Genomic DNA, 26,921 nt, shown 5'->3' on the forward strand with positions numbered 1-26,921 from the left:
AGTATGTTGCGTAGCCATCTAACCAACAATTGCTAAATTGGCACACAATCAGGAGCACATCCGCTTTCGCGATGCGAACACGGCAATGTGGTCGAACGATGGTAACATTAAAAAAAGGGTGAATGCACCCTTCTGTTTTATATTGGGCTGGAACATGACGTTAGCACGCGTTTTTCGTCCCCTCTTCTCACCTGCCCCTTAAGGATTGTCCTGTAGACAGAATGAATATCCATTCACTGACGGGCTGACAGTTTTGTTACACTAGGATTAACCGTCTGAAACCGACAGGAAATAAATGATGCCATCAAATCGCTTCGCCAAAAAACACTGGAAAATGGTGGTCGTCCTGATCGTCATCTGCGGCGCAATGTTATTACTACGCTGGGCGGCAATGATTTGGGGATAGCCGCGAAACGACGCGCCGTCGTGATCCTAGCTGCGTATACATTCTGAATCAAAGCGCTAACGGGCAAATCGTCATCAAACACCATAATAAAAAAAGCCAGACTGGTGAACAGTCTGGCCTCAGCTTACATTCGGTAGCCCAACGAGACGGTGGTGCGTCTGTCCGTATGCTCCGGCGCCGTTTCCGGCGGTTCGGAGTTCCACGTCACGTTGTACGCCACCTTCAGGCCAAAATGCTCATTGATAGCCACATTTAGCGCCGTCTCGGAGTTCAGCGTCGTATCTTCCGCACCGAACACTGACACGCCCTGAGTAAATTTGGTGTTGTCCGAAATCTGCCATGCATACGCGCCAGAGGCATAGCCCAGCGGCTGCGTTTCGGTCGTGCCATCCGTGTGTTCGTCGTACCGCACGCCTGGACCGAATTCAAAACGGAAGCTGTGTACGGGCCCGTTAAGGAACTGGCGACCATAACCGGCGGTGAACACGTCGCGCTCACGGTAGCCGTTATAACGATCCGTCAGCCAACTCGCCTGGCCGAAAAGGTAGTCATTATCGGTCACGTTATAACGACTACGGCCACCAACCGCATATTTCTCTGAAGAGCGTTCATCATTGGAAGAGGTGTTGCTCGCATTCCCCCACAATGACCAGGCCGTCGTTTGGCCATACCAGGTCATGGTCGTATCCGCGGTCAACGAAGAACTTTTCGTGTTGCCTGACTGCGCAAGATAACCTGCGTTGAGATTGCCTTCGAAGGGTTTCTTGGCACTTGAGGGGTCATCCATGACAGTAAAAACGGAATCATCGGCAGTTGCATACATCGACGCAAACACGCCCCCCGCCAGCAGAACGGCAGCGGGAACTGTCTTTAAAAGCTTCATTTATAAAGAGTCCGTACAACAAAAAAAGAGACCTTTACGGTCCCGGAAACTTTCAGAGGGATCAATGACAAACGCCCCAGGAAAGGTAACAAATTATAAAAAGGCGCGAATAACATAGCAATGAATTCTTATTTCATTTTTTGAATAAGAGAGCTCTTAAAACCAGTAAATATTTATATAACCTTACGCCAAATTAAATAAATAAACTTTAATTAATCATATTGTTAATGACTTCACTTTAAGGCTATTCGGTGCCAGACTGAACACAGCCTAACAGGAGGTAACGATGGTACGTATCTATACGTTAACGCTTGCGCCCTCTCTCGATAGCGCAACGATCACCCCGCAAATCTATCCCGAAGGGAAACTCCGCTGTACTGCCCCGGTATTTGAGCCCGGCGGCGGTGGCATTAATGTCGCTCGCGCCATTGCTCACCTGGGCGGAACGGCGACCGCCATTTTCCCCGTCGGTGGTGCAACCGGTGAACATCTGGTGGCTCTGCTCGCTGATGAAAACGTTCCGGTCGCGACCATTGATGCAAAAGACTGGACGCGTCAGAACCTGCATGTTCATGTCGAATCCAGCGGTGAACAGTATCGCTTTGTTATGCCCGGCGCGGCCCTTAATGACGATGAGTTTCGCCAGATAGAAGAGCAGGTGCTGGAGATCGAATCCGGCGCGATTCTGGTGATCAGCGGCAGTCTGCCGCCAGGCGTTAAGGTCGAAAAACTCAGCCAGTTAATAACCGCCGCGCAGAAACAGGGCATCCGTTGCATTATTGACAGCTCCGGCGAGGCGCTGACGGCCGCGTTAGCCATTGGCAATATCGAACTGGTCAAACCTAACCAGAAAGAACTGAGCGCGCTGGTTAATCGCGAACTTACCCAGCCTGATGACGTGCGCAAAGCGGCGCAGGAGATTGTCCGCAGCGGCAGGGCGCAACGCGTTGTCGTCTCACTCGGCCCTCAGGGCGCGCTCGGCGTCGACAGTAAAACCTGCGTGCAGGTTGTGCCACCGCCGGTGAAAAGCCAGAGCACCGTTGGTGCGGGCGATAGCATGGTGGGGGCAATGACCCTCAAGCTGGCTGAGGGCGCCTCGCTTGACGATATGGTGCGCTTCGGCGTTGCGGCCGGTAGCGCCGCGACCATCAACCAGGGAACACGCCTGTGCTCCCATGACGATACGCAAAAAATCTACGCTTACCTTAGCCAGCCATAATGTTCTCCCCCTCTTTTGAGGGGGAATTTTGCGTAAACCTGTCGGCTTACGCGTTCACCGTCTATGCTACAAACTCATGAGATTACAAAGGGGTGTCAAATGGCCAGTGGTGAAATCACCCGATATGTTATTACTGTCACGTTCCACGAGGACTCCTTAACGGAAATAAATGAACTGAACAACCATCTAACCCGTGCCGGTTTTCTGCTCACTCTCACGGATGATGACGGAAATGTGCATGAGCTGGGAACGAATACCTTTGGGTTAATTAGCGCCCAGAGTCCGGATGAGGTCAAAGCACTGGTCGCTGGGCTGGCTGAAAGCGCGTTAGATAAAGTACCGGAGGTCAGCGTGGAGACCTGGGAAGCGTGGGATCTCCGCGGACAATAAATGCCATTACCAGGAAAACACGTCCACGGTGTGCGTTAGTTCGTGTTTTTTTACCGCATCTTTGCGCTAACCTTATGATCTGGCAGACAACATGGGGAGAGACATCATGTGGCAGGCTATCAGTCGTCTTTTAAGCGAGCAACTCGGTGAAGGCGAAATCGAACTGCGTAACGAACTGCCTGGCGGAGAAATTCATGCCGCGTGGCATTTACGCTATGCGGGACGCGATTTCTTCGTTAAATGTGATGAGCGAGAACTGCTTCCAGGCTTCACGGCAGAAGCCGATCAATTAGAACTGTTATCACGCAGCCATACGGTGACGGTCCCCAAAGTGTGGGCGGTGGGTGCGGATCGTGATTACAGCTTTCTGGTGATGGATTATCTCCCTCCCCGTCCACTGGACGCGCACAGTGCGTTTATTCTCGGGCAACAGCTTGCCCACCTGCATGAATGGAGCGATCAGCCGCAGTTTGGGCTGGACTTCGATAACGCGCTCTCAACTACGCCGCAACCCAATGCCTGGCAACGCCGGTGGTCGACTTTCTTCGCCGAACAGCGCATTGGCTGGCAGCTCGAACTGGCGGCGGAAAAAGGGATTGCCTTTGGTAATATCGACGCCATCGTCGAGCACGTGCAACAGCGTCTCTCCTCTCACCAACCACAACCTTCTTTATTACATGGCGATCTGTGGTCCGGGAACTGCGCGCTCGGGCCAGACGGTCCGTATCTGTTTGATCCAGCCTGTTACTGGGGAGATCGGGAGTGCGATCTGGCAATGTTGCCGCTGCATACTGAACAGCCGCCGCAAATTTATGATGGTTATCAGTCGGTGTCGCCGCTGCCGTTAGATTTTCTCGACCGACAACCGGTATATCAGCTGTATACCTTGCTCAACCGGGCAAGACTGTTTGGCGGTCAGCACCTGGTGATTGCGCAGAAGGCAATGGACAGACTCCTCGCGGCGTAATAATGGCTGACATCAAAGGCCGCCGGTCGGCGGCCTTTTTGTTCAGACAAATCCCAGCAGCGAAAAGAATACATAGCCGAGAATGATGATAATCACCGGCAGGATGTAGAGCGGAAAAAATTGCAGGAAAATCGTGTGATGCGGTACCACAATGCGCGACTCAATCTGCTCGCGTGACAGCCCTTCACTGCCCTTAGCTTTCTCCAGAATCAACTGGTCTTCGACGCCTTCACGTAAAAACCGCGCCTGGCGACTCATGCGCGCACCGGAATCCTGCATCGCCAGCCCGATAAAAATCAGCGCAAAAATCAGCCAGAACAGAATATTCAGGCTGTTCTGAAAATCCGGCGTCGGCGAGTTGTACCAGAAGAGGTTCAGAAACGGGGTATTCACTCGCATCATGTCAATCATGACGTGGGTAAAATCGAGCATCACCGCGTTAATTCCTTCCTGCTTTTCGCTGTGCGCGTACATAAATTTCAGCGCAGAAATCAGCGTGGAGAGGAGCGCCGGGATAAATATCACCCATCCTAAGATCCTTTTTAACACTGCTATGCGTCCAGCTTGTTGATACGTCATGAGTTCCCCTTGGTGAAGACGCGTCGTTCTGGCTTAAGTCTACCTGCTGATAACCCTTTTCGCCCGATCTTTAAAAACGTTATGATAGCGGCTAACACTGAATACCCTACATTTAATGCTCAACAGGAGAGGTTGTAATGTCAACCCCGCGTCAAATTCTTGCGGCCATATTCGATATGGATGGATTGCTGATTGATTCCGAGCCGCTGTGGGATCGGGCCGAACTGGACGTGCTGTCCAGCGTCGGCGTTGATATCACTCGTCGTCATGAACTCCCGGATACGCTGGGGCTACGCATCGATATGGTTGTTGATCTCTGGTTTGCTCAACAACCGTGGAATGGGCCAAGCCGCCAGGAGGTCACCGATCGCGTCATTACCCGCGCCATCGCGCTGGTTGAAGAGACGCGCCCGCTGTTGCCTGGCGTCAAAGAAGCCGTCGCCTTATGTAAAGCGCAAGGTTTGAAGGTCGGACTGGCGTCTGCATCCCCTCTGCATATGCTGGAAAAAGTACTGGCGATGTTTGACCTGCGGGAGAGCTTCGATGCCATCGCCTCCGCGGAAAAACTGCCCTACAGCAAACCGCATCCTCAGGTTTATATCGACTGTGCGGCAAAACTGGGCGTCGATCCGCTATGCTGTGTGGCGCTGGAAGATTCCGTCAACGGTATGGTGGCATCGAAAGCGGCGCGGATGCGCTCCATCGTCGTACCGGACAAAGAGGTGCGACACGATCCACGCTATATTCTTGCTGACGTCAGGCTCACTTCACTTACGGAGCTGACCATCGCCGATTTACTTGGTTAACAGGGATCGGGCAATGACCATATTGCCCGTTTTGCCAACCAGTCAATAAAATTAAAACAACGTTTCATTTTTAATTGTATTCTTTCCGTTCCTCTCCTATCCTTCTTACAGGCACATAACAGATAAAAACGGATAGCCGAGGTTATTATGATTCTGGATGCATTTCGTCTCACAGGTAAAGTCGCCGTCGTCACCGGTTGTGATACCGGGCTCGGGCAAGGGATGACTCTCGCGCTGGCGCAAGCCGGTTGCGATATCATCGGTGTGAACCGCAAGGTTCCGCACGACACTGCCGCCAAAGTGGAAGCGATGGGACGCCGCTTTTTCGCCATACAGGCCGATCTAAGCCAGCAGGCGGTCATCGCGGACGTTATCGCCCAGGCGGTAGAGAAATTCGGTCGCATCGACATTCTGGTGAACAACGCCGGGACCATTCGGCGTGAAGACGCGCTCAGCTTTACTGAAAAAGACTGGGACGACGTGGTGAACCTGAATCTCAAGTCGCTCTTCTTTCTCTCCCAGGCCGTTGCACGTCAGTTCATCGCCCAGGGTGAGGGCGGGAAAATCATCAATATCGCGTCAATGCTGTCGTTTCAGGGCGGCATTCGCGTACCGTCCTATACCGCCTCAAAGAGCGGCGTGCTGGGCATAACCCGGCTGTTAGCCAACGAATGGGCGCAGTATCAGATTAACGTCAACGCCATCGCCCCCGGCTATATGGCAACCAACAACACCCAGCAACTGCGGGAAGATGCTGAACGCAATAAAGAGATTGTCGATCGCATCCCAGCAGGCCGTTGGGGAACGCCGGACGATCTGCAGGGACCGGTCGTTTTCCTCGCCTCCCCGGCCTCGGATTACATCAACGGTTATACGCTGGCCGTCGATGGCGGTTGGTTAGCGCGATAAACGCGCATTATTGACAAAGAGTTACAACGTCACCACTTCCGCCCACTGTATAAAAATCCTATACTGTACGAATTCACAGTTTATCAGGTTTTATCATGACGGCGGAAGGTCACCTCCTCTTTTCCATTGCCTGCGCGGTGTTTGCTAAAAACGCGGAACTCACGCCCGTGCTCGCGCAGGGTGACTGGTGGCATATTGTTCCTTCCGCTATCCTAACCTGTCTGTTACCGGATATCGATCACCCAAAGTCATTCCTCGGTCAGCGACTGAAATGGATTTCGAAACCGATCGCCCGTGCGTTCGGCCATCGCGGATTCACTCACAGCCTGTTAGCCGTCTTTGCACTACTGGCCACCTTCTACCTGAAAGTGCCGGAAAGCTGGGTTATCCCTGCCGATGCCTTGCAGGGCATGGTGATAGGCTATCTGAGCCATATTGCCGCTGATATGCTGACGCCAGCGGGCGTCCCCCTGCTCTGGCCCTGCCGCTGGCGCTTTCGTCTGCCCATTCTGGTTCCGCAAAAAGGCAACCAACTGGAGCGCTTTCTCTGCATGGCGCTGTTTGCCTGGGCGGTATGGATGCCACAAACCTTGCCCCAGAATAGTGCAGTTCGCTGGTCATCCGATATGATTAATACGCTGCAATGGCAGTTCAATCGCTTTATAAAGCATCAAATCGACCAGTAAAACAGCGGAATTATCGTTTTTGGCATAAACAATTCCATTTGAATATAAGAGCCAGGTCACAGTTCTGCTAACCTTGCGGCAACAGGATCGCTGTGACACAGCGGGACGAATAATAAAATCAGGAGAACGGGGATGAATTTTCCATTAATCGCGAACATTGTGGTGTTCGTCATTCTGCTGTTTGTGCTGGCGCAAGCCCGTCATAAACAGTGGAGTCTGGCAAAGAAAGTGCTGGTCGGTCTGGTCATGGGGGTGCTCTTTGGCCTTGCGCTGCACACCATTTATGGTTCTGACAGCCAGGTGCTGAAAGATTCCGTTCAGTGGTTCAACATCGTCGGTAACGGTTATGTTCAACTGCTGCAAATGATCGTCATGCCGCTGGTATTTGCCTCGATTCTGAGCGCCGTGGCCCGCCTGCATAACGCCTCGCAGTTGGGAAAAATCAGTTTCCTGACCATCGGTACTCTGCTGTTTACCACATTGATTGCCGCACTGGTCGGTGTGCTGGTGACCAATCTGTTTGGCCTGACGGCTGAGGGTCTGGTTCAGGGCGGTGCCGAGACGGCGCGTCTGAATGCCATTGAAACCAACTATGTCGGCAAAGTGGCCGATCTCAGCGTTCCACAACTGGTGCTCTCATTTATACCGAAAAACCCGTTTGCCGATCTGACCGGCGCGAACCCGACGTCTATCATCAGCGTGGTCATTTTTGCCGCCTTCCTGGGTGTCGCCGCGCTGAAACTGCTGAAAGATGACGCGCCGAAAGGCGAGCGTGTACTGACTGCTATCGACACCCTGCAAAGCTGGGTGATGAAACTGGTTCGTCTGGTCATGCAGTTAACGCCATATGGCGTACTGGCGCTGATGACCAAAGTGGTGGCGGGTTCTAACCTGCAGGACATCATTAAGCTGGGCAGCTTTGTCATCGCCTCGTATCTCGGTCTGGGCATTATGTTCGTCGTCCATGGCGTACTGCTGGGCGTGAACGGCGTGAGCCCGCTCAAGTACTTCCGTAAAGTGTGGCCGGTTCTGACCTTCGCGTTTACCAGTCGTTCCAGCGCCGCCTCTATCCCGCTGAACGTGGAGGCGCAAACCCGTCGTCTGGGCGTGCCGGAATCTATCGCCAGCTTCGCCGCCTCTTTTGGTGCGACGATCGGTCAGAACGGCTGTGCTGGTTTGTATCCGGCCATGCTGGCCGTTATGGTGGCACCGACGGTCGGCATTAACCCGCTGGATCCGGTCTGGATTGCGACGCTGGTCGGTATTGTGACCGTCAGCTCAGCCGGGGTGGCTGGTGTCGGTGGCGGCGCCACATTCGCCGCGCTGATCGTTCTGCCAGCAATGGGGCTGCCTGTCACGCTGGTAGCGCTGCTTATCTCCGTTGAACCGCTGATCGACATGGGCCGTACCGCGCTGAACGTCAGCGGGTCGATGACCGCCGGTACGCTGACCAGCCAGTGGCTGAAGCAAACCGATAAAACCATTCTTGACAGTGAGGACGACGCCGAACTGGCGCACCACTAAGCGTCCCAAAGACAGATAACCGCCCTTCAGGGCGGTTTTTTTATGCCGGAATTACTCCGCTATTTCGTTTTCCTGACGGACCTGATTTGCCCAGCGCTGGGCTGATTCCGCCTCGCTGAAGGCCGGCGATCGCTGGAACGACTCCCCCATTAAGACAAACGCGACATATTTCCCGCGTAAGATCCACACGTCACGAAACCCGTCCATTTTTATCGCATGTTCGGGCGGCGCAGGTTCAACACGCGGAACATAGCTAATAACCGGGCGATTTTGTTGGCGAAGAGGTTTCATCATTAATAGCTTCACTAAGACAAATTCAAAAATCAGAAAAGAACTATCTTAGCCGATTTTATCCCCGTCCGTCCTGCCCCGGGCGTGCTCTTTCCCCTTTCAACCGACGTTGTCATCCGCGTTCTGCCCGGCGGGATCACACGAGTGGACTATAGTTAGGGGGTTTTTGACAAAAAAAACATCGACCCTTTCAGCAATGAAAAATGGAGACGAGTTCAATGTCGCATAACGAGAAAAATCCCCATCCACACCAATCACCGGTACACGATCCACGCGAAGCAAAACCGGGTCTGGACTCTCTGGCACCTGACGACGGGTCGTATCGCCCTGTTCCTGAGCCGACGCCTCCCGGCATGCACCCCACGGCACCCGGCAGTCTGAAAGCCCCGGATACCAGCAATGACAAGCTGAGCGATCTGGAAAACGTCCGCACAGGTAGCGAGAATTATGCCCTTACTACCAACCAGGGCGTACGCATTGCCGATGACCAGAACTCGTTGCGAGCCGGGCATCGCGGTCCTACGCTGCTGGAAGATTTTATCTTGCGCGAAAAAATCACCCATTTTGACCATGAGCGCATTCCCGAGAGAATCGTCCACGCGCGCGGTTCGGCCGCACACGGATATTTCCAGCCCTACAAAAACCTTAGCGATATCACCAAAGCCGACTTTCTCTCCGACCCGGATAAAATCACCCCGGTTTTCGTGCGTTTCTCCACCGTACAGGGCGGCGCAGGCTCGGCAGATACGGTGCGTGATATCCGTGGCTTTGCCACCAAGTTTTACACTGAAGAAGGCATTTTTGACCTGGTCGGTAATAACACGCCTGTCTTTTTTATTCAGGATGCGCACAAGTTTCCTGATTTCGTCCATGCCGTGAAACCGGAACCACACTGGGCAATCCCCCAGGGGCAAAGTGCACATGACACCTTCTGGGATTACGTGTCGTTACAGCCGGAAACCCTGCATAACGTCATGTGGGCGATGTCCGATCGCGGCATTCCACGCAGTTATCGCACGATGGAAGGCTTTGGGATTCACACTTTTCGCCTAATCAATGCGGCGGGCAAGGCCACCTTCGTTCGTTTTCACTGGAAACCCCTGGCAGGTAAAGCCTCACTGGTATGGGATGAAGCACAGAAGCTCACCGGCCGCGACCCGGACTTCCATCGCAGGGAACTGTGGGAAGCCATTGAAGCGGGTGATTTCCCGGAATATGAGCTGGGGCTGCAATTGATACCGGAAGAGGATGAATTGAAGTTCGATTTTGACTTACTGGATCCCACCAAACTGATCCCTGAAGAACTGGTTCCGGTGCAGCGGGTCGGTAAAATGGTACTTAACCGCAACCCCGATAATTTCTTCGCCGAAAACGAACAGGTCGCCTTCCATCCGGGTCACATCGTCCCCGGCATTGATTTCACGAACGATCCTCTTCTTCAGGGCCGTTTGTTTTCTTATACCGATACGCAAATCAGTCGTCTCGGCGGACCTAATTTTCATGAAATCCCGATCAACCGTCCGACCTGCCCGTATCACAACTTCCAGCGTGACGGGATGCATCGGATGAGTATCGATACCAATCCGGCAAACTATGAACCCAATTCCATCAATGACAACTGGCCACGTGAAACGCCGCCGGGGCCGAAACGCGGCGGCTTTGAGTCATATCAGGAACGTGTCGAAGGCGACAAAATCCGCGAACGTAGCCCCTCATTTGGCGAATACTACGCCCATCCTCGCCTGTTCTGGGCAAGCCAGACGCCCGTCGAGCAGTTGCATATCGTCGATGCCTTCAGCTTTGAGTTGAGTAAGGTCGCTCGCACCTGGATCCGTGAGCGGGTGGTTGACCAACTGGCGCATATCGACATTAGCCTTGCGCAGGCGGTCGGGAAGAATCTGGGCATTGCCTTAACCGATGAGCAGACACAAATTGCCCCGCCGCCAGAGGTGAACGGACTGAAGAAAGATCCGTCGCTCAGTCTGTATGCCGTGCCGGATGGCGATATTAAAGGCCGCGTCGTCGGGATTTTACTTAACGGTAAGGTGAAATCAGCCGACCTGATGTCCATCCTGCCGGCGCTTAAGGCGAAGGGCGTTCACGCCAAACTGCTCTATTCACGGATGGGTGACATTGTTGCCGATGACGGTTCGCGACTGACCATCGCCGCCACCTTTGCCGGGGCACCGTCTCTCACCGTTGATGCGGTTATTGTACCGTGCGGCGACATCGCCGATATCGAGGACAACGGCGATGCGCAATACTACCTGCTGGAAGCGTATAAGCATCTCAAACCTATCGCGCTAGCCGGTGACGCACGGCGCTTTAAAGCGCAACTGCATATCGACAACCAGGGTGAGGAAGGCGTTGTGGAAGGCGATAACGCAGATAGCCGTTTTATGGATGAACTGTTTTCGCTGATGGCAGCCCACCGCGTCTGGTCACGAACGGCTAAAATTCCGGCCGTACCGGCCTGAGGCAGCAGCAGGCAAAAAAAAGCGGCGCACCACGCGCCGCAAACTCAGGAGTCAGACATCAAGAAAACTGCCCAGACGGTAACCACGTTCGGCAATCGCGTACCTGAGCGATGCCGACGTCAGCACGTCCAGTTCAGTCAAGCGGGGGTAACAATAGGCGCTCTGACGGATGATATTGTCGATAAACGCCGGGTGACACATCATTTCCAGTGAGGATTCTCCACGCTTTGCTGAAGCATCAAGAGCCTGCAGGAACAACGCTTCCGAAATCGCTTCCCCATAGAACTCACTGCTGAACCCTTGCGAGCAACGTAGCGTGGCCGGGAGATCGCCGGGCTGGAGCACCGCCTGACGATCAATGCGCAGCGCAATATTACGTTCTGCGGCAAAATGTGCGACAAGGGGGAAGATCTGCGGAAACATATGCACATGGTGATGGCTATCCAGATGCGTAGGCTCCCGCCCGAACAGGTCGATGAAACGCTGGTACTGACAGGCAAGTTCACGGGCGATTTCGTCCAACGGCAGCGTATCTTCCTCTGCCATCTGCCAGATCCATTTTCCCAGATGCCCTTCACGGGTTAAACCCGGCATCTCGGTAAGCGGTTTTCCCAGCGTCAGAACAAAGTGCATCCCTACTGCCAATGTCGGCAGGTCACGGCTCAAGGTGACCGCATGCTCAATGGCATCACCGTTCACCAGTGCCGTAGTCGAGGTCACCACGCCGTGGCGACAGGCTTCCACGATGCCGTAGTTTTGCCCTTTGCTCAGACCAAAATCGTCCGCGTTTACAATCAATAAGCGTTCCATAGCCGACCTCTTTAGTGTTGTGCGTCTTTAAGCTTCGCAATGCACCCGGCAAAGTTTGGCAACCATTTTTCGTGCGCCAAAATCAGTTCACGCGCCAGCCCTTCTGCGTCGTGGTCCGAATGCACCAGCGGACTCAGGTTAAGCGCTAACAACACATCATTAAGCTCACCGCTCAGCGCCGCGTTGCTGGCCGCCACTTCAAAGCCTTTGATGGTATAGATCAATCCCAACACTTTCTCGTCAAAATGGGTGATACGCGGCGTCGGCGTCGCCCCATTGCGGCCCAGCGTACAGGTCATCTCTACCGCCCAGTCGGCCGGAATGTTATCGACGTGGCCGTGATGCGGAATATTGACGTAATGCTCGGTCTGCTTGTCATTGAAAATCGCATTAATGACTTCACAGGCGGCGTCAGAGTAGTACGCCCCCCCGCGCTGTTCCAGCTCCTTCGGCTTGATGTTCAGCTCCGGGTTCTTATACAGTTCAAACAGCTGTTTCTCGACCTTCTGTACCACCTGGGCCCGCGCGCCGCCCTTGTAGTATTCGCCTATCTCAATCGCCAGCATCTCTTTTTGCTTGAAGTAGTACAGCAGATACGAGCACGGCAGCAGATTCAGAGAACGAATCAGCCCTTCGCTGAACGGCAGATCGAAAATATTTTTCACCGTGGACGCTTTAAGCTGGCCCGAGGCTACGCCATCCAGCAGCTCAGCAAAGCGTGACTGCCCATTGACGATCACATCTTTGATGAACACCATGTGGTTGAGGCCAAACAGGTCGATCGACAGTTCATCACTCTCTTTCAGCGCCAGCACATCATGAATGAACATTTTCATCCCGACCGGAATGTTGCACACGCCAATAAAGCGTTTGAAGTTCGTATGACGATAGACCGCTTCGGTCACCATGCCAGCCGGATTAGTAAAGTTGATCACCCAGGCATTCGGGCACAGTTCTTCCACATCGTTAATAATGTCGAAAATCACCGGGATCGTGCGCAGGCCTTTAAACAGACCACCGGCACCGTTGGTTTCCTGTCCCAGGTAGCCGTGACTCAGCGGAATACGCTCATCCAATTCACGCGCTTTCAACTGCCCTACGCGCAGTTGAGTGGTCACGAAATCGGCATCTTTCAGCGCTTCGCGACGATCCAGGGTCTTGAACACCTTCATCGGCACGCCGGCTTTTGCGATCATGCGCTGACAAAGTTGGTAAATAATATCCAGTTTCTCTTCGCCGCCTTCGACATCAACCAGCCACAATTCGGAAACCGGCAGCTCGTGGTAGCGCTTAATAAACCCTTCCAGCAATTCCGGGGTGTAGCTGCTGCCGCCACCAATGGTGACGACTTTTAATTTCTGGCTCATCGTTTCTCCCTTCAGTGCTTAACACTGGCGTGAATGATGCTTTGCCCTTCAGTCAGATATGACGCAGGCGTCCCGCGTCAATGATGGGCAAGCGTAAACCTGGTTGTTGAGTAAAATAATTACTGATTATATTGCGTGAGTTTTTTTCTGTAGCTATTAGGCGTAAACGACGTCATTTTTTTAAACGTCTTAATAAACAGACTTGGACTACTGTATCCCGCTTCATACGCAATATCCGTTACGGAGTAGTTGGTCATCTCCAGCTGTTTCTTGGCAAAGTTGATACGAATTTCATTAATTAATTGCATCGGTGTTTTGCTGTAATAACGCTGGGTCGCTCGCGTCAGGTATTCCTGGGACTTTGCGGACAGAGAAATCATATTTTCCAGAGCGTTTTCACCAAACTGCGCTTTATTGTGCATGGTTTCCACGGTGGCTTTCAGCCACTGCGGAATATCATCAAGAACCTGTTCTTCACGATAATGGCGCAGGCGGTTGATAATGTAGAAGGTGACCACTTCAACAAATTCTTCCAGCCCGGTATCACGAAAATTGAGCGAGGCGATAACCGTCTCGACATAGGTTAAAAATGCGCTGTTGGTGCGATAGACCTGCGATGCCACAAAACAGAACGGCATAAGCGGGCTGTAGTGCTGTTCAAAAAAACGTTTACTGATGCCAACGTTAAGAATACGCGTCGAACCGAACTCATAGAAGCTCTGGTGGTGCGAACCGAGCGGGACAAACACAAAATCCCCCCGTTCCAGCAGCACGCGTTTACCGTTGATCTCCTGGTAATAGCGCCCCGTAAGCACCAGCGTAAACTCATAGTAATCGTGCTGATGCAGACCGCAGGCGCTCTCTGTCTTGTTGTAGATAAAGACATGGAAATTTTTACCGTTAAACAACTGTTGTTCACGGGCAATGGTGATTTCCGGTGCGGTAGCCTGTAGTTGCATCATCAACTCCTTACTGTTTCAGCTTCTCATGAAGCTCAATCAACTCTGTCACCAGTTCGCGTGCCAGCATTGACGTCATCAGGTGATCCTGCGCGTGAACCAGAACCAGACTGACTTTCATTTTACCTTCGCCCTGATCGCCTTCAATCAGTTTCGTCTGCACCAGATGCGCTTCGTTCAGCGCCATGCGCGACTGCTCCATCATCGTTTTCGCGGCGTCGAAATCCCCCTGCTTAGCCTGTTTTAAGGCCGCGTAGGCCAGACTGCGCGCCTGTCCGGAGTTGATGATAAGCCCCATCACCACTTCTTCAAGCTCTTCGGCTTCGGTCTGCGTATCGGTAATATTCTCGAGATCCATCATAAATCATTCCTCTTTGACGGCCCGGCATGCGTCGCCACATGCCGGGTTAAACTTAGAATTTCAGTGCGTTAGCGATATCTTCTTCGCTCTCTTCCTTGTCGATAGCGTTCTGCGCTTTGTTCGCCACCACCACGAACGGAAGGTAAATCAGCGTCGCAATCCCTAAGTTGAACAAGGCGACCAGCAGAGCCGCAACGCTCCCGTTGGTGTTAAAGAACGCTCCCAGCCCGGTGGGCATGGTCCACGGCGCGATGTTAGTAATCGGCGGGATGATCCCCATGTAATACGCTATCAGCGTAATCGCGGCCAGAATCGGCTGTACCAGAATGAACGGAATAAACATCACCGGGTTCATGATGATCGGCAGACCAAACAGAATCGGTTCGTTAATCTGGAAAATACCTGAAGGCAGTGCCAGTTTCGCCACCTGACGGTAATCCGCACGGCGAGAGGCGATAAAGATGGCAAGGATCAGACCCAGTGTTGCACCGCTACCGCCGAGGAAGATAAAGGAGTCAAGCATTGGCTTCGCCCAGACGTGGAACGTCTTACCGGCGGCCAGCGCAGCATCCACTGAACCGTACTGCTGATAGATAGCGATGTTTTCCAGCGCCCATGGCGTCATGATGCCGCTGTCGAGCGCCGTCAGCGCCAGGGAACCGTGGATACCGAAGAACCACAGCAGCGGAACAAAGAGCACATACGCCCAGCCAACCACACTGCCCAGCGACGCCAGCGGTGTAGAGATGGTGTCCATAATGATCTGGTGGAAGTTAGTTCCCCAGGTCGTCAGTGCCCAGGCAATGATCCCCATAATGGAAAGGATAATAAAGCCCGGAATCAATGCTGAGAATGAACGGGAGACGGATGCAGGCACGCTATCGGGTAATTTAATGACCCAGTTGCGATGGACGATAAAGGTAAACATTTCCGCGACCACCAGACCGATAATAATACCGGAAATGATATTCGCGCCGCCCAGCCAGTTCGCCCCGACCGCATAGGCTTCGCCCACACTGTAAGGCGTGACGGTCATAAAGGCTGCAACGGATAACAGACCGGCCGCAAGAGCGTCGACTTTACGTTCTTCTGCCAGCGCCATACCGATAAAAAATGGCGCCATCAGGGACATAATACCCAGCGTACCGTTATAGACGTTTCCGCCGATACCTTTCAGACTATTAAGGTTTTCAATGGTTGACGCATCCAGTCGAACACCGAGGGAATAAAAAAACGACCCCTCCCCAAAGCTCAGGAAAACGTTATTGATTAATACAAACATCGCCCCCGCGAGGGTTAATGGCATTAAACGAATAAAACCGTTTTTGATTGCATTAACGTGTGGCTGCTTTCCTATTTTGACAGCAAAAGGAAGGAGTACCTTTTCAAGTGAAGCAATGACGTTACTCATAGAAAAATACCCTTAAAAACCGCAATTAATTATTGCGGTATATGTAAATGAAATAACTCTTTGACGGGAAAATTTAAAATATTAATTTGCAGCGGCTTTTTTAATTGCTGCAACCGCAGCCTTAAGCACGCCTAAACCATCGACTTTGCCATACAGCAGCGAGTCAATCACTTCTACAGGTTTGTTCGGTAACAAACGCTGAATTTCGGGCAACATATAACCAATTTGCGGACCTAATAATACAACATCGGCATTCGGTCCTTTTTCTCCGGCGAGGGTTTCCGGGAATGCTTCAATAATAACCGGGACTTCATACTTTTCCGCCTGCGCACGCATCTTTGACACTAACAAAGAGGTAGACATACCCGCAGAGCAAAACAGATAAATGTGTTTCTTTTCCATTCAGACCTTCCTCATGTGCGATTATCTGTCAACCAGACACGCCGCAAGTCTTAACCTGCATCTATGCTCTGGATAACCTGCGTAACCGAAAACTTATTTCTGTGTCTGAAATGAGTATACGGCATCGCACCCGCGGATGGTATTTCCTTGACCAACTAAATTGTCTCTCATTGACCTGGCGTTATGACCCCCTTCACACTTCGGGTAAATAATTCGCATCAATAAATAAGATCATCTTCGTTACAAAAAAACCGGCCAGCGGCCGGTTCATTGAGCTGTACAGGCAGTAGACAGTTATTGTGACTTCGCTGCCTGCGGGTCGGTATCGTACTCAGCGCAGCTCTGGTAGCCTGAGTTGATAACATGACCGGTGTCATCCAGCGCCACGAAATAGGTTTCTGCTTTACCATCACGTTGACCCAGGATGTAGGTCTGACAAGTACCGCGAGCATGGATCATGCTCACCTCAGACGACGGTTTCCCGGCAATCTGTGCAACCTGGGCGCGACTCATGCCTTTTTTCACATCTTTGACCACAGGCTGGACAAACTGGTCTTTGGTGCGATCGTACGCCGTACACCCTGCCAGCATTGTTAATACTGCTGCTGCACTAAAAATTCCTGCAATAGTCCTGTTCATTTTCCGTCCTCTTGTTTATCAGCGTGTTATATAAGCCTGGAATACATTATGACATTTTTCAAGCTAACGCTTAGCACGCGAATATTTTGTCAGATTCCGTTCAGACGGCAGGATGTCGTTTTAAGCGCCACCTAACCTGTGTTCACTTGTCGTTTGCACAGCAAAGGGTTAGCTTTATCACAGTCCGATTTTATTCTTTATACATTAAGGAGGTGGGGAAATGACTCTGCAACACGAGATCATCAAGGCGCTAGGCGCAAAACCGCACATTAATCCGGAAGAAGAAATTCGCCGCAGCGTGGATTTCCTGAAAGCGTATCTGCAACGTTATCCCTTCCTGAAAAGTCTGGTGCTGGGCATCAGCGGGGGGCAAGACTCAACGCTGGCAGGCAAACTTTGTCAGATCGCCATCAGCGAGTTGCGTGCTGAAACCGGTAACGATGCGCTGCAGTTTATTGCCGTTCGCCTGCCCTATGGCGTTCAGGCTGATGAGCAGGATTGCCAGGACGCCATCGACTTTATCCAGCCGGATCGCGTGTTAACCGTCAATATCAAAGGTGCGGTACTGGCGAGTGAGCAGGCCCTGCGTGAAGCCGGTATTGAACTGAGCGATTTCGTCCGTGGCAATGAAAAAGCCCGTGAACGCATGAAGGCACAGTACAGTATCGCAGGCATGACCAGCGGTGTGGTGGTCGGCACCGATCATGCGGCAGAAGCCATCACCGGTTTCTTCACCAAGTACGGTGACGGTGGTACGGATATTAACCCACTGTTTCGCCTCAACAAGCGTCAGGGGAAACAGCTGCTGGCGACGTTAGGTTGCCCGGAACACCTTTACAAGAAAGCCCCCACTGCCGATCTCGAAGACGATCGCCCTTCACTGCCGGATGAAGCCGCGCTGGGCGTGACCTATGAGAACATTGACGACTATCTGGAAGGGAAAGCGGTGGATGTCGCCATCGCAAAAATCATTGAAGGCTGGTATCTGAAGACAGAGCATAAGCGCCGTCCACCCATTACCGTATTTGATGATTTCTGGAAACAGTAAGATTGCACAGGCCGGATGGCAATGCCATCCGGCCTGTGCTCCGCAATCGCCCACGCCCTCTCTTTTTTAATCGTAACGGCACTGCTATACTGGATGAATAACCAGCATCCGGAGTTTACAGTGGCACGGCGTCAATCAGTTCCTCGTCTTGAGTTTGAAGCAGCAGCAGTTTACGAATATCCTGAGCATCTGCGGCCTTTTCTGGATTCGCTCCCGGCCGTACCCGGTGTTTATCTGTTTCACAGCGACAGCGATACCCTGCCACTTTACATTGGGAAAAGTGTCAATATCCGCAGTCGGGTACTGTCGCATTTACGCACGCCGGAGGAAGCCGCCATGCTGCGCCAGTCCCGGCGTATTTCCTGGATCGGTACTGCCGGTGAAATCGGCGCGCTCTTACTCGAGGCACGGCTAATCAAAGAGCAACAACCGCTCTTTAATAAACGCCTGCGCCGCAATCGCCAACTCTGCGCGTTAACGCTCAGAGAGGGGAACGTGGGCGTCGCCTGGTCGCGCGACGTTGATTTCTCCTGTGCGCCGGATCTGTTCGGTCTTTTTGCCAACCGCCGCGCCGCCCTGGCCGCCTTGCAATCACTCGCTGACGAACAACAATTGTGTTACGGGCGGCTGGGTCTTGAACCCCTGAGCCGTGGCCGTGCCTGTTTTCGCTCTGCGCTCAAACGCTGCGCTGGCGTCTGCTGTGATAAAGAGCGTCCAGAAGAGCACGACGCCCGTTTGCAGGCAGCGCTGGAAGAACTGCGGGTTATCTGCTGGCCATGGAAAAACGCCATTGCGCTCAAAGAGAGTCGGGCGCAAATGACGCAATATCACATCATTAACAACTGGCTGTGGCTGGGGGCGGTTGATACCCTGGAGGAGGCGGCAACCCTGGTACAAACGCCGGCTGGTTTTGATCATGACGGTTACAAAATTCTCTGTAAGCCGCTCGTTTCCGGTGCCTGCGAAATTATTGAACTGAATCCGGGGAATGCCCCTGCAGCCAGGTGATCTCGCTAAACAACAGTTTCCCCTCTGCTTTCAACAGCCGCAGCGTATGTTTGCCGTCGTGCCAACAGGCTCCCTGATCGGCAGTCAGAAGTTTATCGCCCAACTGCCAGGCACCGCTAATGACAAACACCACGCCGCCGCGCGAGCCAAACGTCGTGAAGGTGCGATCGGCCACCCGCACTTTCGCCTGGCAGGAGTCACGCCGGGTCATGATATTAAAATCCATCGACATCTGCCCTTCCGTCAGCCTGGCCTTCACCACGCGCTCACCGGCAAAGGTAAACGGCTGATGCTGCTTAAGGGTATGGCTGAATGCCCCCTGGCTTTCCAGCGTCACTTCGCTGCCTTCCAGCAGGGTAATCACCCGCTCGATACCAGGAAAGAGCGAAAATTCGCCATTACCGGCGATCGAAGCAATGCTGGCACGCCAGTGAAAGTCGCGGGTCGCCGGAGGAAAACAGCAAATTTCACGCGTTTCACCGGCGCCGTTGCGCCAGAGATTAACCGGCATCTTGCGGATATCGAAATATTCCATCATCGCTCCTGATAAACATCATGCGGTGTAAGAAAGCACAACGACGTTATCGGCAGCTATGAGCATTTTCCTTAGGGTCGGAACAAGAAAAAACCGCCGATCCTGCCCATCGCCTCAGTGGAGAGGATGGACAAGACCGGCGGTCTTCGAACAGGTCTGCTCAGCGATTACTCAGCAGGTACAGGCATTTTACCGTCACGCGCCGGACGTTCTGTCAGACGCTTCTCAAAATTGGCATTAAACTGTTTTTTCTGTTCCGGGGTCAGAATGTTATAGATCTTATTCTGCGTTTCCATGTGCGCCAGCATGTTGGCTTTACGCTGCTCTTCCATCTTCGCAATCTGCGCTTCTGCTTTCGCTTTATCGAAGGTATCGCTGGCGATGATGTCGTGCATTGCACGGCGTTCTTCAACCGGCGGACGCTTCATCTGGTCACGCTTGTCCTTCATGATGTCGCGGATCTGTTGTTTCTGAGCATCGGTCAGATTCAGGTCTTTAAACATCATGTCATGATGTGGGCCGAATTTGCCTTTATGCTGCATCATCGGTTTGGCGTCTGCCGGTGCCGCGGTGGTGGTGTCCGCCGCATGAGCCAGGTTCGCAGCGCCCAGCGCCAGCCCAGAAGCAACAATCAGTGCAGTTAATTTACGCATAATCTTTATCCTTCCTTTCAGTTATTTTACGGCTTTCTTGTCACCTCCGAAGAAGTACAGTGCCGTGTTGACGAGATTAACTTTAACGTCTTAATCGTCAATTAGTCAGAGCATCGGTAAAACAATGAAAGTGTAAAAAACATTTTTTCGCCAATTGTGGAGAAAAAAAGAAATTATTGCGAAGAGTTGAAAGAAAATATGACAACAGCATGATTTCACAGGGAATATGAAGAACTATACCTGAGCGGTGATGATAAATAAAGCAGTTCTCCAGGAATAGTCCGGATTTATTTGCTGGCGCACAATAAATTAAAACCCACAGGCCTTCGCCTGCGGGAAATACGTTAGCGTATTTTATCCAGCATCAGACCCGCACGTAATCCCGGCGCCACACCCGGATTAGGAAAAAGAACGTATTCGACGTCATGGGTGACGACAAAACGCTCGTCGCCCTCTTCCGCCAGCAGCGTGCCTGCGGTAAAGGGAGTGAAGTTGAGCGTCTGGCTGTCCATATGCAGCACAAACGCGTCGCTGCGCCGGGTGATCTGCGACACCACCCGATAGCGGACTGGCGGAGTGCCATCAGCCTGGTCAATCTGCCCCGACAGTAAACCGGTCAGCGCCGCAGATGTCGGAGCAAACTGGCGGAGATCGTTGTGACCGAATGGCAAGGCTTTGCCAAGCTCCAGCGTACAGGCGAGCGCGCCGAAGTGTTGAGCGCTAAAATGGGTAAACGTACCGCCCGGCGTTTGGTGAAACACCAGCGCTTCCAGTCCCGCGGCGCCCAGCCAGCCGAGAAACGTCTCATCCCAGGGGATGGGACGCTGTGGCAACACACCGAAGCGCAGATGGTAAGAACCACGGATGGCGGTATGTAGATCGAGATGCCAGCGCACCGACTCCGTGCCCGTCGCATAAAAGTCTTCCAGAGAGTGTTCCAGTTGACGTGCGCGCTGCGTCTCTTCACTTTCGGCAAACTGTTGCCAGCGCCCGCCAAACATCCGGTTCATATCGCTGTGGCAGTAGCGTTTCCCGACAGCCAGCGCCTGCGGGTTGCCGAGGATCACCAACAGCCGCCAGCGTAGCGTTATCTCCCCCTTCGACAGCGCCAGGAGCAGCGCATGGAGTATCTCCACCGGCGCGGTTTCATTGCCATGAATCCCGGCGGAGATCACCAGCGCGCGATCGGCCGCCGTGACGGGGGTGAGTTCGAGAATACCGACGTCCGCCCAGCGCCAGCGAAAGCCCGCCCCTTCACCCTCCCGGACCTGCGGTATCGTACCGGCCAGCGTGGCGGCGAGAAAATCATCCATGTCCGCCTCCCGATCGCTGGAACGGATAGACAGAGCCAAGCTGCAACAGTTGCGTCAGCGAATCCAGCGCTTCGCGCCCTTCCCGCAGCAGCTGCGGATCAGCGAGATCAGCGGCGGTCAGCCGGTCGCGATAGTAGCGATCCACCCAGTTGTTGAGCGCATTAAACAGCACGCCATTCATCATCACGGCCGGATTAACCGCCAGGCGTTCTTCATCGGTTAACACCACCCGCAGCCGCAGGCAGGCTGGCCCCCCGCCGTTTGACATACTCTCGCGCAGGTCAAACACTCGCATGTCGCGGATCGGGTTATCGGCTTCCAGCAGGTTCGTCAGATAGCGCCACACGCCCGCATGTTCGCGACACTCCTGCGGCAGAACCAGCATCATCGAGCCGTCATCGCGGCTCAACAGTTGACTGTTAAACAGATACGTCGCCACCGCATCTGGCACCGACACGTCCGCCGCCGGCACCACAATGGGGGTGAAGCCGGGCACACGGGCGCGCAGTTGATTCATGACTTCATTCTGTCTCGCGAAGGATTGCTCATGGCAGAACAACACTTCCCGATTAGAAACCGCAATCACATCGTTATGAAACACCCCAAGGTCGATAACCTCCGGGTGCTGCTGGGCAAAAAGACACTGCTGTGGATTCACCTGATTCAGGCGGGCTACCGCCTCGCTGGCCTCACGGGTTTGACGTGCGGGATAGCGGGAAGGCCGCGTATTGCCACCCTCTTCGCGTCCGTAGACAAACAGCTGCGTTCCCGGCTCGCCATACCCTCCGCCGAGGCGATTATGGTTAGCGGCGCCTTCGTCGCCGAGCATCGCCACCTGCGGCAGCGCGGAATGCACGGCAAAATAGCGTTCATCGCGGAAGATTGCCCGCAGCAGCGCCTCCGTGGTGGGCGCCTCGAGTGAACGATGAAACTTGTTATTGAGGTTAGCGACCGTCAGATGCACTTTGCCATCCAGCGTATCCGCCGACGGCGCTACCGTCGCCGCGTTTGCCACCCACATCGGCGATGCGGAGCTGACGCTGGAGAGCCAGTGCGGCCCCTGACGCGCCACTTTCTCAATCACCTGTTCATCGCTACCGCTAAACCCCAACTGGCGTAATGCAGGAATAAACGGTCGCTCGTGTGGCGGGATCACCGCCTGCGGATATCCCGCATCCGCCAGCGCCTTCATCTTAAGCAGCCCCTGCTTCGCTGCCAGCCGGGGATTGGATACCTGATGACGATGTCGGGTAGATGCCTCGTTGCCGAACGACAACCCGGCATAATGGTGCGTCAGCCCCACCAGCCCATCAAAGTTGACCTCGCGTGCTTTCATACCGACTCCTCACGCGAGAAATCAAGGCCAGGACTCAACGTAGCTGGCAGCGTCAACGCCGGCGATTCCAGACTTGCCATTGGCCAGGCACAATAATCGGCGGCATACCATGCGCTGGCACGATGGTTTCCGGAAGCCCCTACGCCGCCGAACGGTGCAGTACTGGCGGCACCCGTTAACGGTTTATTCCAGTTAACGATACCCGCACGCGCCTCCAGCAGTAGCTGGTCAAATTGCGCACGGTCAGGCGAGACCAGTCCACAGGACAGCCCAAAGCGAGTGTTGTTAGCCATCGCGATCGCCTCGTCGAAGCATTCATAGCGCCAGATGCCAAGCAGCGGACCAAAGACCTCTTCATCGGGCAGATTCGCCACGCCCGTCAGATCGATAATGCCAGGTGACAGCAGCGAGGTACCGTCCTTTAACAGGCGCGGTGCCAGCAGCGTCTGTCCACCGAGTGAGTCACGCTGTTGCCAGGCGTCAAATACATGACGCGCTGCCTGTTCGGAAATAAGCCCGCCGATAAACGGCTGCGGCTCATCGTCCCAGCGGCCTGGCTGGATACGTCGGCTGACATCCACCAGCCGTGCAAGGAACGCATCACCCTGCGCGCCTTTTTTCACCAGCAGGCGACGTGCGCAGGTACAGCGCTGCCCTGCCGTTACAAACGCGGACTGAATAGTCAGGTGCACCGCCGCATCGATATCCGCCGGATCCTCAATAATCAGCGGGTTGTTGCCGCCCATTTCGAGGGCAAGGATTTTTTCCGGCTGTCCGGCAAGCTGGCGATGCAGTTGATAGCCCGTATTCGCACTGCCGGTAAACAACAGTCCATCGAGGGCGTCCAGCGCGCTCAACGCCTGTCCCGTTTCCCGACCGCCCTGCAACAGATTCAACACCCCATGCGGTAGACCGGCCTGTTCCCAGAGTCGGATCACCGCTTCTCCGGTCCACGGCGTCAGTTCGCTGGGCTTAAAGAGTAAGGTGTTGCCCGCCAGCAGTGCCGGCACAATGTGCCCATTTGGCAGATGTCCCGGAAAGTTATAGGGGCCAAATACCGCCAGCACACCATGCGGACGGTGGCGAAGCGTTGCCGCGCCGTCGGGCAACTCACTGTACTGCTCGCCGGTGCGAGCGTGATATGCATTGATGGAAATGGCGATTTTGTTAATCATTGCCGTCACTTCCGTCGCCGCTTCCCAGCGTGGCTTACCGGTTTCGCGGGCGATAATAGCGGTCAGATCCGCTTTATTGCGCTCCAGCAGCCCGGCGAATTTTTCAACAATCGCCTGTCGTTCGCTGAAGGGGCGTCTGGCCCAGGCCGGAAACGCGGTGCGGGCAGCGCGAGCCGCCTGCATCACCTGCGCGGCATCGGCATCGTGGCCTTCCCAGAGTACATCACCCTGTACCGGATCCTTTTTCACCCGACGTTCACCCTGACCGGTCACCCAGTCACCGTTAATCCATAAAGTCATACCGTTTTCTCCTCTGCGCAGAGACGGACAAAGCGAACCTGGTCTCCTGCGTGACATTTCAGGGCATCCAGTTGTGCGGCGGTCAGCACCAGACGTTGTGTATTCGGATCGGCGCGCACCAGCATGACGCGGAAGTGGTGGTAGTTTTCATTGGCTACCAGGCAGGCCGGAAAATCGCCGGTCGCAGGCTGCCCTTCTACCACCTCTATCAGCCGACTTTTGCGGATCGCCCGCACCCGGTCGATATCACACTCCAGCGTCGGGCCGCCGTCGAAAATGTCGATGTAATTGCGATAGCGGAACCCTTCTTTCTCAAGCACCGCGCGCGCCGGTGCGGTCTGCGGGTGCACTTCGCCAATGACCGCCTGCGCCTCATCAGAGAGAAAGTGGGTATAAATCGGATGCTTCGGCATCAGTTCGGCGATAAACGCTTTCTGCCCGGTGCCGCAGAGAAAGTCAGCCCGCGTAAATTCCATCGAAAAAAAACGTTTCCCCAGGCTTTGCCAGAACGGGGAATAGCCATGCTCGTCGATCACACCGCGCATTTCCGCGACCACTTTTTCATTAAAACGGTCGCGAAACGCGGCCATAAACATGAAGCGCGATTTCGACAGCAGATAACCGTTGCCCTCTTTGCGCCAGTCAGGATCGAGGAACAGCGTGCACAGCTCACTGCTGCCAGTGTGATCGTTACTGAGAAACAGCGTTGGCAGCGCGTTATAGACGTTCAACTCTTTTGAAGCATGCACCAGCGTCCCTACGCGATAGTTGTACCAGGGATCGTTAAGCCCCACGGCGACTTCAATAGCGCAAATCCCTGCCACGGTGCCGGTTTCCAGATCCTCCAGCACAAAGACATAGCCTTGTTCGCTTTTCGGCAATTCGCCCCGCCAGGTTTTCAGGGAACGATCAATACGCGCCGCCAGCGTGGCTTCATTCGCCGGCAGCGAGGTCAGCCCACCGCCGGTTTTACTGGCAAGTTGCATTAACGCGCTGATATCGGCGTGCTCAATAGGGCGGATCACCATCATGATGAACCTCCGGCTTTAATCTGTTCGCAAGAAGCCGCAAAACGATCGAGTCCACTGGCGATCTCTTCCTGCGTGATGTTCAAGGCCGGTGCAAAACGCACCACGTTACCTCCGGCAATCAGCACCATCACGCCTGCTTTCGCCGCCTCCTGGGAAATCTGTTTGGCTTTACCGGCGAACTTATCGTTCAACACGCAGCCAATCAGCAGTCCCAGACCACGAATTTCACTGAACAGCCCGGTGTGCAGGTTAATGGCGTTCAACCGCTCCACGAACCAGTCATGACGCTGTTTCACTCCGTTCAGCATCGCAGGCGTATTGACGATTTCGAGTAATTTCCCGGCGACGGCGGTCGCCAGCGGATTACCGCCATAGGTGGTGCCGTGTGTCCCAACGGTCATCACGCTGGCGCATTTTTCATCGGCCAACAGCGCGCCAATCGGGAACCCGCCGCCCAGCGCTTTGGCGGTGGTCAACAGATCCGGCGTCACGCCATAGTGCATATAGGCATACAGTTCACCGGTACGGCCCACCCCGGTTTGTACTTCATCAAAAATCAGCAACGCATTATGTCGATCGCACAGTTCGCGCAGCCCTTGCAGGAAGGCCTGGGTTGCAGGTACTACCCCCCCTTCCCCCTGTATCGGCTCAACGATGACGGCGCAGGTAGTATCATCAATCAGCGTGCTGGCAGAGTTAATATCGTTGTAGACGGCGTGGCGGATATCCGGCGGCAGCGGTGCGAAATCCTGCGAATAGGCCGGTTGTCCTCCGGCGCTGACGGTAAACAGCGTACGACCGTGAAAGGCGTTCTTAAACGCCACAATGCCGCTCTTATTGCTGCCGTAGTGGTCGTGCGCATACTTGCGCGCCAGCTTCAGCGCCGCCTCATTGGCCTCAGCACCGGAGTTGCAAAAAAAGATGCGATCGGCAAAGGTGGCGTCGATAAGCTTTTTCGCCAGTCGCAGCGCCGGCTCGTTGGTATAGCCGTTGCCGGTGTGCCAGAACTTGCTCGCCTGCACATTCAGCGCTTCACGCAGTTCCGGATGCGCGTGTCCCAGGGCATTGACCGCAATGCCCCCCGCGAAGTCGATATACTCTTTACCCTGCTGATCCCACAAGCGTGAACCTTCACCGCGAACCGGAATAAACGGTGCCGGTGCATAAACGGGCATCATCCATTCATCAAAATTTTCACGCGTAATTGACTGAGACATAGCGACCTCATCGGTAAATAAAAAGTTATTTATATGTTAATGAATAGTAGTGTTTGCGCTGTAAATGTAGATTGCAGTCTTCGTGCCAGCCAGTGGAAAAAATGCATAAACGGCAACCTGCAACGAAAAATCAACGAGTTATAGCCCAGCGATATTCACTTTACGTGCATAGAAAGTGAATATGTTTGCGTAAAAGAGGAGTAATTGGAGGAAAAACCG

At 53.9% G+C, this 26,921-nt stretch carries 28 protein-coding genes; 11 read left to right on the forward strand and 17 right to left on the reverse strand.

Annotated elements, in window-relative coordinates; genetic code table 11:
• The first annotated feature begins 298 nt into the window (after positions 1–298).
• The gene (gene yniD / locus KE671_RS05245; RefSeq protein ID WP_086512613.1) at positions 299–406 is read left to right on the forward strand and encodes a small membrane protein YniD; all 108 of its coding nucleotides are present in this window, start codon (positions 299–301) and stop codon (positions 404–406) included.
• 124 nt (positions 407–530) lie between these two features.
• On the opposite strand, the gene KE671_RS05250 is transcribed toward yniD, so the two are convergent.
• Positions 531–1,289 (reverse strand): DUF481 domain-containing protein, encoded by a 759-nt coding sequence (locus KE671_RS05250; RefSeq protein WP_206162040.1) that lies wholly within the window; start codon positions 1,287–1,289, stop codon positions 531–533.
• Between the two features lie 286 nt (positions 1,290–1,575).
• Here KE671_RS05250 and pfkB point away from each other — a divergent pair, with 286 nt between their 5' ends.
• The 3 genes from pfkB to KE671_RS05265 all read left to right on the forward strand — a co-directional run bounded on the left by pfkB (position 1,576) and on the right by KE671_RS05265 (position 3,865).
• The gene (gene pfkB, locus KE671_RS05255) at positions 1,576–2,508 is read left to right on the forward strand and encodes a 6-phosphofructokinase II (RefSeq protein ID WP_206162041.1); all 933 of its coding nucleotides are present in this window, start codon (positions 1,576–1,578) and stop codon (positions 2,506–2,508) included.
• A gap of 99 nt (positions 2,509–2,607) precedes the next feature.
• Positions 2,608–2,898, forward strand: coding sequence for a type V toxin-antitoxin system endoribonuclease antitoxin GhoS (ghoS, locus tag KE671_RS05260; RefSeq protein WP_206162042.1), 291 nt, complete (start codon positions 2,608–2,610; stop codon positions 2,896–2,898).
• A gap of 106 nt (positions 2,899–3,004) precedes the next feature.
• Positions 3,005–3,865, forward strand: a complete 861-nt coding sequence (locus KE671_RS05265; protein ID WP_046479718.1) for a fructosamine kinase family protein — start codon at positions 3,005–3,007, stop codon at positions 3,863–3,865.
• A gap of 42 nt (positions 3,866–3,907) precedes the next feature.
• Here KE671_RS05265 and KE671_RS05270 read toward each other — a convergent pair whose 3' ends face one another.
• Positions 3,908–4,444 carry a YniB family protein gene (locus tag KE671_RS05270; protein WP_102601954.1) on the reverse strand — a complete coding sequence of 179 codons (537 nt, stop codon included), beginning with the start codon at positions 4,442–4,444 and terminating at the stop codon, positions 3,908–3,910.
• 137 nt (positions 4,445–4,581) lie between these two features.
• On the opposite strand from KE671_RS05270, the gene hxpB reads away from it, so the two are divergent.
• The 4 genes from hxpB to tcyP all read left to right on the forward strand — a co-directional run bounded on the left by hxpB (position 4,582) and on the right by tcyP (position 8,369).
• Complete coding sequence (hxpB, locus tag KE671_RS05275; RefSeq protein ID WP_206162043.1) at positions 4,582–5,250, forward strand: hexitol phosphatase HxpB; 669 nt, start codon at positions 4,582–4,584, stop codon at positions 5,248–5,250.
• 147 nt (positions 5,251–5,397) lie between these two features.
• Positions 5,398–6,159: a 2-dehydro-3-deoxy-D-gluconate 5-dehydrogenase KduD gene (gene kduD / locus KE671_RS05280; RefSeq protein ID WP_206162044.1), complete on the forward strand. Its 762-nt coding sequence runs from the start codon at positions 5,398–5,400 to the stop codon at positions 6,157–6,159.
• Positions 6,160–6,254: 95 nt separating this feature from the next.
• Complete coding sequence (locus KE671_RS05285; RefSeq protein WP_043000884.1) at positions 6,255–6,845, forward strand: metal-dependent hydrolase; 591 nt, start codon at positions 6,255–6,257, stop codon at positions 6,843–6,845.
• A gap of 132 nt (positions 6,846–6,977) precedes the next feature.
• Entirely contained in the window at positions 6,978–8,369 is a 1,392-nt protein-coding gene (tcyP, locus tag KE671_RS05290) for an L-cystine transporter (protein ID WP_206162045.1), read from the forward strand.
• A gap of 51 nt (positions 8,370–8,420) precedes the next feature.
• Here the strand turns inward: tcyP and cedA are convergent, their stop codons facing one another.
• Positions 8,421–8,675, reverse strand: coding sequence for a cell division activator CedA (cedA, locus tag KE671_RS05295; RefSeq protein ID WP_206162046.1), 255 nt, complete (start codon positions 8,673–8,675; stop codon positions 8,421–8,423).
• Positions 8,676–8,878: 203 nt separating this feature from the next.
• On the opposite strand from cedA, the gene katE reads away from it, so the two are divergent.
• On the forward strand, positions 8,879–11,137 hold the full coding sequence (gene katE / locus KE671_RS05300; RefSeq protein ID WP_206162047.1) for a catalase HPII: 2,259 nt from the start codon (positions 8,879–8,881) through the stop codon (positions 11,135–11,137).
• Positions 11,138–11,188: 51 nt separating this feature from the next.
• On the opposite strand, the gene chbG is transcribed toward katE, so the two are convergent.
• From chbG to osmE, 7 genes are all read right to left on the reverse strand, one after another.
• On the reverse strand, positions 11,189–11,947 hold the full coding sequence (gene chbG, locus KE671_RS05305) for a chitin disaccharide deacetylase (RefSeq protein WP_206162048.1): 759 nt from the start codon (positions 11,945–11,947) through the stop codon (positions 11,189–11,191).
• An 11-nt stretch (positions 11,948–11,958) separates the two neighbouring features.
• Entirely contained in the window at positions 11,959–13,314 is a 1,356-nt protein-coding gene (locus KE671_RS05310; protein WP_206162049.1) for a 6-phospho-beta-glucosidase, read from the reverse strand.
• Positions 13,315–13,433: 119 nt separating this feature from the next.
• Entirely contained in the window at positions 13,434–14,276 is an 843-nt protein-coding gene (chbR, locus tag KE671_RS05315) for a transcriptional regulator ChbR (RefSeq protein WP_432759330.1), read from the reverse strand.
• Between the two features lie 7 nt (positions 14,277–14,283).
• On the reverse strand, positions 14,284–14,634 hold the full coding sequence (gene chbA / locus KE671_RS05320; protein ID WP_206162050.1) for a PTS N,N'-diacetylchitobiose transporter subunit IIA: 351 nt from the start codon (positions 14,632–14,634) through the stop codon (positions 14,284–14,286).
• A gap of 52 nt (positions 14,635–14,686) precedes the next feature.
• Complete coding sequence (gene chbC, locus KE671_RS05325; protein WP_206162051.1) at positions 14,687–16,045, reverse strand: PTS N,N'-diacetylchitobiose transporter subunit IIC; 1,359 nt, start codon at positions 16,043–16,045, stop codon at positions 14,687–14,689.
• Between the two features lie 81 nt (positions 16,046–16,126).
• Positions 16,127–16,447, reverse strand: coding sequence for a PTS N,N'-diacetylchitobiose transporter subunit IIB (gene chbB, locus KE671_RS05330; RefSeq protein ID WP_042319411.1), 321 nt, complete (start codon positions 16,445–16,447; stop codon positions 16,127–16,129).
• A 294-nt stretch (positions 16,448–16,741) separates the two neighbouring features.
• Positions 16,742–17,086, reverse strand: coding sequence for an osmotically-inducible lipoprotein OsmE (gene osmE / locus KE671_RS05335; protein WP_043000893.1), 345 nt, complete (start codon positions 17,084–17,086; stop codon positions 16,742–16,744).
• Between the two features lie 220 nt (positions 17,087–17,306).
• Here osmE and nadE point away from each other — a divergent pair, with 220 nt between their 5' ends.
• Entirely contained in the window at positions 17,307–18,134 is an 828-nt protein-coding gene (gene nadE, locus KE671_RS05340) for an ammonia-dependent NAD(+) synthetase (protein ID WP_206162052.1), read from the forward strand.
• Positions 18,135–18,254: 120 nt separating this feature from the next.
• Entirely contained in the window at positions 18,255–19,142 is an 888-nt protein-coding gene (gene cho / locus KE671_RS05345) for an excinuclease Cho (protein ID WP_206162053.1), read from the forward strand.
• Here cho and ves read toward each other — a convergent pair.
• The 7 genes from ves to astC form a co-directional block, all read right to left on the reverse strand.
• Complete coding sequence (ves, locus tag KE671_RS05350) at positions 19,102–19,677, reverse strand: environmental stress-induced protein Ves (RefSeq protein ID WP_102601960.1); 576 nt, start codon at positions 19,675–19,677, stop codon at positions 19,102–19,104. The genes cho and ves overlap by 41 nt on opposite strands.
• A gap of 167 nt (positions 19,678–19,844) precedes the next feature.
• Positions 19,845–20,330 (reverse strand): ATP-independent periplasmic protein-refolding chaperone Spy, encoded by a 486-nt coding sequence (spy, locus tag KE671_RS05355; RefSeq protein WP_206162054.1) that lies wholly within the window; start codon positions 20,328–20,330, stop codon positions 19,845–19,847.
• Between the two features lie 344 nt (positions 20,331–20,674).
• On the reverse strand, positions 20,675–21,643 hold the full coding sequence (gene astE, locus KE671_RS05360) for a succinylglutamate desuccinylase (protein WP_206162055.1): 969 nt from the start codon (positions 21,641–21,643) through the stop codon (positions 20,675–20,677).
• Complete coding sequence (astB, locus tag KE671_RS05365; RefSeq protein WP_206162056.1) at positions 21,636–22,979, reverse strand: N-succinylarginine dihydrolase; 1,344 nt, start codon at positions 22,977–22,979, stop codon at positions 21,636–21,638. Before astB ends, astE begins: the two co-directional genes overlap by 8 nt.
• A complete protein-coding gene (gene astD / locus KE671_RS05370) occupies positions 22,976–24,454 on the reverse strand; it encodes a succinylglutamate-semialdehyde dehydrogenase (RefSeq protein WP_206162057.1) in 1,479 nt (492 codons plus the stop codon). The genes astB and astD overlap by 4 nt, the downstream gene beginning before the upstream one ends.
• Positions 24,451–25,485, reverse strand: coding sequence for an arginine N-succinyltransferase (gene astA, locus KE671_RS05375; protein WP_206162058.1), 1,035 nt, complete (start codon positions 25,483–25,485; stop codon positions 24,451–24,453). The genes astD and astA overlap by 4 nt, the downstream gene beginning before the upstream one ends.
• On the reverse strand, positions 25,482–26,702 hold the full coding sequence (gene astC, locus KE671_RS05380; RefSeq protein WP_206162059.1) for a succinylornithine/acetylornithine transaminase: 1,221 nt from the start codon (positions 26,700–26,702) through the stop codon (positions 25,482–25,484). The genes astA and astC overlap by 4 nt, the downstream gene beginning before the upstream one ends.
• Positions 26,703–26,921: the final 219 nt, after the last annotated feature.

Source organism: Citrobacter amalonaticus, assembly GCF_018252635.1.
GTDB lineage: Bacteria > Pseudomonadota > Gammaproteobacteria > Enterobacterales > Enterobacteriaceae > Citrobacter_A > Citrobacter_A amalonaticus_E.

Excerpts from the sequence above, each read along its gene's own strand:
- astE (WP_206162055.1), bottom strand. The coding sequence starts at position 21,643 with ATGGATGATTTTCTCGCCGCCACGCTGGCCGGTACGATACCGCAGGTC.
- pfkB (WP_206162041.1), top strand. The coding sequence starts at position 1,576 with ATGGTACGTATCTATACGTTAACGCTTGCGCCCTCTCTCGATAGCGCA.
- chbR (WP_432759330.1), bottom strand. The coding sequence starts at position 14,276 with ATGATGCAACTACAGGCTACCGCACCGGAAATCACCATTGCCCGTGAA.
- spy (WP_206162054.1), bottom strand. The coding sequence starts at position 20,330 with ATGCGTAAATTAACTGCACTGATTGTTGCTTCTGGGCTGGCGCTGGGC.
- chbB (WP_042319411.1), bottom strand. The coding sequence starts at position 16,447 with ATGGAAAAGAAACACATTTATCTGTTTTGCTCTGCGGGTATGTCTACC.
- kduD (WP_206162044.1), top strand. The coding sequence starts at position 5,398 with ATGATTCTGGATGCATTTCGTCTCACAGGTAAAGTCGCCGTCGTCACC.
- chbC (WP_206162051.1), bottom strand. The coding sequence starts at position 16,045 with ATGAGTAACGTCATTGCTTCACTTGAAAAGGTACTCCTTCCTTTTGCT.
- ghoS (WP_206162042.1), top strand. The coding sequence starts at position 2,608 with ATGGCCAGTGGTGAAATCACCCGATATGTTATTACTGTCACGTTCCAC.
- KE671_RS05270 (WP_102601954.1), bottom strand. The coding sequence starts at position 4,444 with ATGACGTATCAACAAGCTGGACGCATAGCAGTGTTAAAAAGGATCTTA.
- yniD (WP_086512613.1), top strand. The coding sequence starts at position 299 with ATGCCATCAAATCGCTTCGCCAAAAAACACTGGAAAATGGTGGTCGTC.
- chbG (WP_206162048.1), bottom strand. The coding sequence starts at position 11,947 with ATGGAACGCTTATTGATTGTAAACGCGGACGATTTTGGTCTGAGCAAA.
- katE (WP_206162047.1), top strand. The coding sequence starts at position 8,879 with ATGTCGCATAACGAGAAAAATCCCCATCCACACCAATCACCGGTACAC.
- astA (WP_206162058.1), bottom strand. The coding sequence starts at position 25,485 with ATGATGGTGATCCGCCCTATTGAGCACGCCGATATCAGCGCGTTAATG.
- nadE (WP_206162052.1), top strand. The coding sequence starts at position 17,307 with ATGACTCTGCAACACGAGATCATCAAGGCGCTAGGCGCAAAACCGCAC.
- tcyP (WP_206162045.1), top strand. The coding sequence starts at position 6,978 with ATGAATTTTCCATTAATCGCGAACATTGTGGTGTTCGTCATTCTGCTG.
- ves (WP_102601960.1), bottom strand. The coding sequence starts at position 19,677 with ATGGAATATTTCGATATCCGCAAGATGCCGGTTAATCTCTGGCGCAAC.
- KE671_RS05250 (WP_206162040.1), bottom strand. The coding sequence starts at position 1,289 with ATGAAGCTTTTAAAGACAGTTCCCGCTGCCGTTCTGCTGGCGGGGGGC.
- KE671_RS05310 (WP_206162049.1), bottom strand. The coding sequence starts at position 13,314 with ATGAGCCAGAAATTAAAAGTCGTCACCATTGGTGGCGGCAGCAGCTAC.
- osmE (WP_043000893.1), bottom strand. The coding sequence starts at position 17,086 with ATGAACAGGACTATTGCAGGAATTTTTAGTGCAGCAGCAGTATTAACA.
- astC (WP_206162059.1), bottom strand. The coding sequence starts at position 26,702 with ATGTCTCAGTCAATTACGCGTGAAAATTTTGATGAATGGATGATGCCC.
- KE671_RS05265 (WP_046479718.1), top strand. The coding sequence starts at position 3,005 with ATGTGGCAGGCTATCAGTCGTCTTTTAAGCGAGCAACTCGGTGAAGGC.
- hxpB (WP_206162043.1), top strand. The coding sequence starts at position 4,582 with ATGTCAACCCCGCGTCAAATTCTTGCGGCCATATTCGATATGGATGGA.
- astB (WP_206162056.1), bottom strand. The coding sequence starts at position 22,979 with ATGAAAGCACGCGAGGTCAACTTTGATGGGCTGGTGGGGCTGACGCAC.
- astD (WP_206162057.1), bottom strand. The coding sequence starts at position 24,454 with ATGACTTTATGGATTAACGGTGACTGGGTGACCGGTCAGGGTGAACGT.
- chbA (WP_206162050.1), bottom strand. The coding sequence starts at position 14,634 with ATGATGGATCTCGAGAATATTACCGATACGCAGACCGAAGCCGAAGAG.
- KE671_RS05285 (WP_043000884.1), top strand. The coding sequence starts at position 6,255 with ATGACGGCGGAAGGTCACCTCCTCTTTTCCATTGCCTGCGCGGTGTTT.